General features: G+C 41.9%; 4 protein-coding genes and 5 pseudogenes. 1 reads left to right on the top strand and 8 read right to left on the bottom strand.

The genetic code is table 11. The features are described 5' to 3' along the window. Positions 1–63 precede the first annotated feature (63 nt). Positions 64–1,330: pseudogene (locus tag HT691_RS06085) on the top strand (transposase). 33 nt (positions 1,331–1,363) lie between these two features. Here the strand turns inward: HT691_RS06085 and HT691_RS06080 are convergent. From HT691_RS06080 to era, 8 genes and pseudogenes are all read right to left on the bottom strand, one after another. Then, positions 1,364–1,698, bottom strand: a pseudogene (locus tag HT691_RS06080) (GDSL-type esterase/lipase family protein); the annotation flags it as partial. Positions 1,699–1,747: 49 nt separating this feature from the next. Then, positions 1,748–2,575 carry an HAD family hydrolase gene (locus HT691_RS06075; protein WP_172925293.1) on the bottom strand — a complete coding sequence of 276 codons (828 nt, stop codon included), beginning with the start codon at positions 2,573–2,575 and terminating at the stop codon, positions 1,748–1,750. Between the two features lie 32 nt (positions 2,576–2,607). Beyond that, positions 2,608–2,715, bottom strand: a pseudogene (locus HT691_RS06070) (IS5/IS1182 family transposase); the annotation flags it as partial. Between the two features lie 102 nt (positions 2,716–2,817). Continuing rightward, positions 2,818–3,515 (bottom strand): annotated as a pseudogene (locus HT691_RS06065) (IS5 family transposase); the annotation flags it as partial. Positions 3,516–3,551: 36 nt separating this feature from the next. Further along, a pseudogene (locus HT691_RS06060) lies at positions 3,552–4,733 on the bottom strand (multidrug efflux MFS transporter); the annotation flags it as partial. Next, positions 4,720–5,325 carry a dephospho-CoA kinase gene (coaE, locus tag HT691_RS06055; RefSeq protein WP_000516190.1) on the bottom strand — a complete coding sequence of 202 codons (606 nt, stop codon included), beginning with the start codon at positions 5,323–5,325 and terminating at the stop codon, positions 4,720–4,722. The pseudogene HT691_RS06060 and the gene coaE, both read right to left, overlap by 14 nt. Continuing rightward, a complete protein-coding gene (mutM, locus tag HT691_RS06050) occupies positions 5,325–6,149 on the bottom strand; it encodes a DNA-formamidopyrimidine glycosylase (protein WP_001114616.1) in 825 nt (274 codons plus the stop codon). The genes coaE and mutM overlap by 1 nt, the downstream gene beginning before the upstream one ends. Positions 6,150–6,197: 48 nt before the next feature. Next, positions 6,198–7,097, bottom strand: a complete 900-nt coding sequence (gene era, locus HT691_RS06045; protein ID WP_050208736.1) for a GTPase Era — start codon at positions 7,095–7,097, stop codon at positions 6,198–6,200. Between the last annotated feature and the right edge of the window lie 5 nt (positions 7,098–7,102).

Below are 7,102 nucleotides of genomic sequence, written 5' to 3'. Positions count from 1 at the left end.
AACTGTCAAAGATGGGATTTTATCACAAAACTCCTTGACATTAAAGACCCTAATATCCAATTTATGGATATCATCAATAAGGATACACACAAGGAAATCATCGCCAAACTGGACTATGAAGCTCCATCTTGTCCTAAGTGCGGAAGTCAAATGAAGAAATATGACTTTCAAAAACCTTCTAAAATTCCTTATCTTGAAACGACTGGTATGCCTACTAGAATTCTACTTAGAAAGCGTCGATTCAAGTGCTATCACTGTTCAAAAATGATGGTCGCTGAAACTTCTATCGTCAAGAAGAATCACCAAATCCCTCGTATCATCAATCAAAAAATTGCTCAAAAGTTAATTGAAAAGATTTCTATGACTGATATTGACCATCAGCTTTCCATCTCAACTTCAACTGTCATTCGAAAGCTCAATGACTTCCACTTTGAGTGTAATTTTAGAAATCTGCCTAAGATTATGTCTTGGGACGTTGAAACAGTCCAGGGAGTGACTGTTTCAATCGGGAGATGGAGATGAGCTTCATTGCGCAAGATTTTAACAATCTCAATATCATCACTGTTCTTGAGGGAAGAACACAAGCTATCATTCGAAATCACTTTCTTCGCTACGATAGAGCTGTCCGATGTCGAGTGAAAATTATTACTATGGATATGTTTAGTCCTTACTATGACTTAGCTAAACAGATTCGCTTTCAAATTTCTAGGCTCAGGCTGAAACAGTCTCCCAGACTGTTTCACTCCCGAATGCTAAAATCGTGTTGGATCGCTTTCACATTGTACAACATCTTAACCGTGCTATGAGTCGTGTGCATGTCCAAATCATGAATCAGTTTCATCGAAAATCCCATGAATACAAGGCTATCAAGCGCTACTGGAAACTCATTCAACAGGATAGTCGTAAACTCAGCGATAAACGTTTTTATCGCCCTACTTTTCGTATGCACTTAACCAATAAAGAGATTCTTGACAAGCTTTTGAGCTATTCAGAAGACTTAAAACACCACTACAATCTCTATCAGCTCTTGCTTTTTCACTTCCAGAATAAGGAACCAGAGACATTTTTCGGACTTATTGAGGACAATCTTAAGCAGGTTCATCCTATTTTTCAGACTGTCTTTAAAACTTTCCTCAAAGATAAAGAAAAGATTGTCAACGCCCTTCAACTACACTATTCTAACGCCAAACTGGAAGCGACCAATAATCTCATTAAGCTTATCAAACGAAATGCCTTTGGATTTCGGAACTTTGAAAACTTCAAAAAACGGATTTTTATCGCTCTGAACATCAAAAAAGAAAGGACGAAATTTGTCCTTTCTCGTGCTTAGCTGACTTCAACCCACTACAGTTGACAAAGAGCCGGAAAGTAATTTTATCTCAGTCAGTGAATAATCGCGAGCAATGGATTGATGATAGCTTCGAGATTATTGAGAGCCTCATTCACAGGCACATCTTTTCCAATATCGTTCGTCCCAATTAAAAGGACAATTTTATCTACCTCCCCACCGTACAGATGCGCATCCAGATTCTCTAATAACAGTCCTGTCTGATAGCCACAAATTCCTCGATTGACAATTGTCTTTGAAGTCCCAAACAACTCCTGCAGAGGATAATATTCGACAATGGAATCCCCAATAAAAAGAATATCTGGCTCTACAACTGAAACCTGATTTAGGTGACGATACTTGGTTTGGATTTTTTCTTGTTCCTTTAGTAACCAATTTTCTAATAACTGTACTGCTACTTCATTCTCCTTTTTCTAACCAGTTTTCCAATACTTGGTAAACTCCTCCTTGGCTATTGGCTGGCGCTAGAGCCGTCGCCACAGCTTTGGCTTTGTCATCAGCATTTTCCATCGCATAGGCAATTCCAGCCATTTCAAGCATTTCAACATCATTTTCACTATCGCCAAAAGCCATGATTTGTTGGGGGTTCAAGTCCCAACGCTTGAGTAATTCTTCCAAGCCCCATGCTTTATGAATTCCAGCTTGGAGGATATCAATGCAACCATAGCCACTCGATACAGCCCGAACACGGCCATCAAAGAGGTCATTGATTTCTTCCAATACCGAATTCAAACGTTCCTCACCAACAACCATACTCATCTTGAGCACACCACCAAAGAGGCCAGAGGTTAATTCATCCACAAAATTCATTCGTTGGTAGAATTCTTCAATCATTTCTGGAGTCATAAAACTTTCAAGGTCTGTAAAAATGGTACCTTCCTTGACGAAACCACCCTTCATCCCTGTTACAACAAATTGATCCTGACACGCTCGACCCTCGAAATGAGCCAAAGCCTTATCGACAATGGCATCATCCCAAGTCTGAGCCTGAATCAATTCATTGTTTTCAAAAATATGAGCACCATTGGCAACAACCAGAACCACTCGATCCACCAAGTGCTCCAGTAGTTGCCTCATGCGGTGAATTTCATTCCCTGTCGCGATGACAAAACGAATCCCCCTTTGATCCAACTGATCCACAATCTTTTCCAAGCGTGGGAGATCAAGCTGGCCTCTAGCATCCAGCAAGGTCCCATCCATATCTGTCGCAATTACCTTAATCGTCATTTACTTTCCTCTTGATTAGACTTCCTGCAAAACTAGAATCCTAGTTCATGATTGATAATACCAGCAATCAAATTCATTCGTAATCCGAAGTGTTTACGATGATTTCGATAGGTTGTTGAAGATATTTTAAACGTTTTTATAGTGAAATGAAATAAGAACAGGACAAATCGATCAAGACAGTCAAATCGATTTCTAACAATGTTTTAGAAGTAGAGGTGTACTATTCTAGTTTCAATCTACTATACTTTGTCAAAAATATTCTCAACCTTGATTCTCTCCTTAGATAGCGCATGGTTACAGGCTTTCTCTTCAGCTGTTAGCGGCTTGAGTTTGCTGGATTTCCTCGGAGTTTGCGCTTGAGGATATAGCTTCATGAGCCCTTGATAAGCACTGTCAGCCAAGATTTTACCAGCTTGTCCGATATTTCTGCGACTCATTTTGAACAACTTCATATCATGACAATAGTTCACAGTGATCTCCAAAGAAACAATTCTCCCTTGGCTTGTGACAATCGCCTGAGCCTTCATAGCGTGGCATTTCTTTTTACCAGAATCATTCGCTAATTGTTTTTTAGGACGATTGATTTTTACTTCCGTCGCATCAATCATTACCGTGTCCTCAGAACTGAGAGGAGTTCTTGAAATCGCAACACCACCTTTGAACAAGAGTTACTTCAACCCATTGGCTCCGACGGATTAAGTTGCTTTCGTGGATACCAAGATCAGCCGCAATTTCTTCATAAGTTCGATATTCTCGCACATATTGAAGTCGCCATAAGAAGGTATTCTAGGCTTAGTTTAGGTTTTCGTCCCCCTTTTGCGTGTTTACCTTGATAATCTCTTTTTAATACAGCTAACATCTCTTCAAAAGTCGTGCACTGAACACCAACCAGGAGCTTAAATCGTGCATCAGTTAGTTGTTCACTTGCTTCATAATCCATAGAACTATTATACCATATATTGTTTCGCAGGAAGTCTAATAATGTTCGAAATTGAATCAGGTTAAAGAGACAACTAAAGGCAACACAAAGGCTTGTCGCATAAAAGACAGCATGGTAGCCAAATTGACCTGCTACTGCAGAACCTGCCATGGGACCAACAACACCTCCCAGATAAAAGAATACCTGATTGAAGGCAAAGACCCTCGAAATGCCGGCTTTGGGAGTCATTTTGCTGAGTAGGGCATTAACCCCGGGAATCAAGGCACCGGTTCCCAATCCAAAGAGGAAACGATAGAGTCCTAGTTGAAGGGGGCTAGAGGCATTGGCACAGAGGAGATAGATGATGACTGAATAAAACTGGGCGACAACCAAGAGACGATGATTGCCCACCTTGTCACCTAGCTTGCCCATGACTCCTGCACTCATCATACTGGAAAAGCCCATACTGGACACAATCAAACCAGAGACAAAAAGAAGATTCTCTGTCTGCCCTAAGTCGCGTACATAAAGAGCCAAAATAGGGCCAATCGATTGAGCTGAAAATTGGATGACAAAACTGGTTAAAAAGAGATTGAGCAAAAGATAGGGATATTTAACCGAGGTAAATAATTCCTTTGTTGGAATAGCCTTTTCCTTGGCTACTGGTTGAAAATCTTCCTTGATAAAGCAAATAGTCAAAATAGCAGCTAAAAATAGAAAACTACCAACCAGTAAGAAAACTGTACGAATGCCAAATAATTCTGCGATAAAGCCACCAATAAAGGGACCAGTTAGAGTGCATGCAACTACGCCTGTAGACAAAGTACCTAAGGCAGAGCCTGATTTCTCCTTGGGAACCTGACTGGCTATCAGTGCCGTTGCATTAGGAACAAAACCTGCAAATACACCGTTTAGTAAACGAAGAAAGATTAACCAATAGATATTTGGGACAAAGGCCAAGCCTCCCATAGTGATAGTCATAGCAAGACCTGCCCGAATCATCATGGGTTTTCGGCCGTATTTGTCAGCAAGAATACCCCAAATAAGAGAAAAGAGCGCCGCGGAAATAGCAGAGACAGAAATTGCTAAGCCTGCATAAAAAGCGACTTGCTGACTCCCTACACCTAGATTTTCCACGAAGATGGGCATAAAAGGTACAACCAAAGAAATACTGGCTCCTGTCAGAAAATTACCAAACCAGGCAATACGCAGATTATCCTTCCAGTTAATCTCTGTCATCTTGCCTACCTCCCTCAAGAAGGATATGCACTTGATTAAGAAGCTGGTTCTGATTGCCATTATTATCAAGAACCTGGCTGGCCAAATCTTTCTTTTTTTCTAAAGGCCACTGGGCTGCCAGACGAGACTCAGCTTCATCTTTGGACAACTGGTCCCTTTTCATTAAGCGTTCTACTTGGGCATCTCGGTCCACATAGACCAACCAAGTCTCAGCAAACCAATCGCTGTAGTCCTGCTCAAAAAGTAGGGGAATATCCATGAAGAAAATCTCTTCTGTCTGAGCCAACTGCTCTCTCAAAGTAGCCAGTTCCTCACGGATAATCTCCCCTTGAATTTGATTAGACCATTTTTGCTCTTCAGGATTTGAAAAGATGAGACTAGCTAGGAGAGGGCGATTGAGTTCTCCGTTTTCAAGAATGATTTCTTGCCCAAAGTGCTGTACTAGAGCCTCAAACAGACGACCACCAGGTTTCTGTAGTTGGTGGACGACTGCGTCGGCATCCACTGCTTGAAAGCCTTGCTGTCTTAGAAAATTTGTCACAGTTGACTTACCTGAGGCAATTCCCCCAGTGATTCCGATGATTTTTCCCATCAGTCCCTCCTTTGACAGTTTGGACAAAAGTGGGTTCCACGTCCGCCTAGTTGAATTTTCTCAATGATGGTACCACAGCGTACACATTCTTGACCAGTCTTATCATAGACCTGATGAAAGTCCTGCATGCTTCCATCTTCCCCAAAGGCATTGGTATAAGTCCGAATGGTGGAGCCACCTTTTTCAACAGCCTGGCCCAAAACAGCAATGGTCTGGTCATGAATGGCAGTCGCTTCTTCTGCTGTCAAAGTCTGGGAAGGTCTAGCTGGATGAACCTGAGCTCGCCAGAGAACCTCATCCACATAGATATTGCCAAGTCCAGCTACCAAGGTCTGGTCTAGGAGATGGGATTTGATAGGCTTTTTGGACTTGGCAAGGGCAGATTGAAAGACCTGTAAATCAAAGTCTTGTTCGCTTGGTTCAGGACCTAATTTTTTAGAAATAAAGTAGGCGTCTAAAAGGTCAGGCACCAAGAGTTCCATGGTTCCAAACTTGCGAACATCCTCATAAACAAGCGTGCCACCATCTTCAAACTGAAAGAAAACATGGGCATGCTTGCGTTCAGGTCCTTGGTCTGGATAGTAAAAATACTTGCCCTCCATCCGCAGATGGGAAATCAAAACCTTTTCTGTCAGGCAGAAAAGTAAATATTTACCACGACGTCCCATTGACTCAACAATCTGACCAGGCACTTCCCTTTGAAACTCGTCCAAATCCGTCTTAATCATCTTGGGATAACGAATTTCTATACTCGAAATCTTCTTACCCAAAATCAATTTTTCCAAGCCACGACGAACGGTTTCAACCTCAGGTAATTCAGGCATAAGTCCTCCTTCTGTAAAAACAAGAAGCAGGCATGAGCCCACCTCTACTTAGTATTCTTTTTCATTATAGCCAAAGTCAGCTAAATCCAGCTTTTTATCGCGCCAGTTTTTCTTGACCTTGACCCAGGTTTCTAGGAAGACCTTGTCTCCTAGCATGAGTTCGATATCACGACGGGCCATGCTACCGATTTTCTTAAGCATAGCGCCACCTTTACCGATGATAATCCCTTTTTGGCTATCACGCTCGACCATGATGGTTGCACGGATATGAACCTTGTCTGTCTCTTCGTCTCGTTTCATAGAATCCACTACTACTGCGACAGAATGCGGAATCTCTTCACGAGTTAGGTGCAAGACTTTCTCACGAACCATCTCTGAAACCAAGAAACGCTCTGGATGGTCTGTGATTTGGTCAGCTGGGAAATATTGGAATCCTTCATCCAGATTTTCACTCAAAATATCCACTAGACGAGAGACGTTATTTCCTTGAAGAGCTGAGATTGGAACGATTTCCTTAAAGTCCATTTGGTTACGGAAATCATCGATCTGAGATAAAAGCTGGTCTGGGTGAACCTTATCGATTTTATTCACCACCAAAATCACAGGAACCTTAGCAGCCTTGAGACGCTCGATAATCATGTCGTCTCCCTTACCACGCGCTTCATCAGCAGGCACCATGAAAAGGACGGTATCCACTTCGCGAAGGGTACTGTAGGCAGACTCAACCATGAAATCTCCGAGAGCTGTTTTAGGCTTGTGAATTCCTGGCGTATCGATAAAGACGATTTGCTCTTTATCAGTCGTGTAAATTCCCATAATTTTGTTGCGCGTTGTCTGCGCCTTGTCACTCATGATGGCAATCTTTTGCCCCATGACATGATTTAAAAAAGTTGACTTCCCAACATTGGGACGTCCTAAAATGGCTACAAAACCTGATTTAAAAGTCATAATTT

This window comes from Streptococcus sp. 477 (genome assembly GCF_013277295.1).
Taxonomy (GTDB): Bacteria; Bacillota; Bacilli; order Lactobacillales; family Streptococcaceae; genus Streptococcus; species Streptococcus pseudopneumoniae.
Note: the sequence above shows the minus strand (reverse complement) of the source record. Positions and strands in the feature narration are given on the sequence as shown.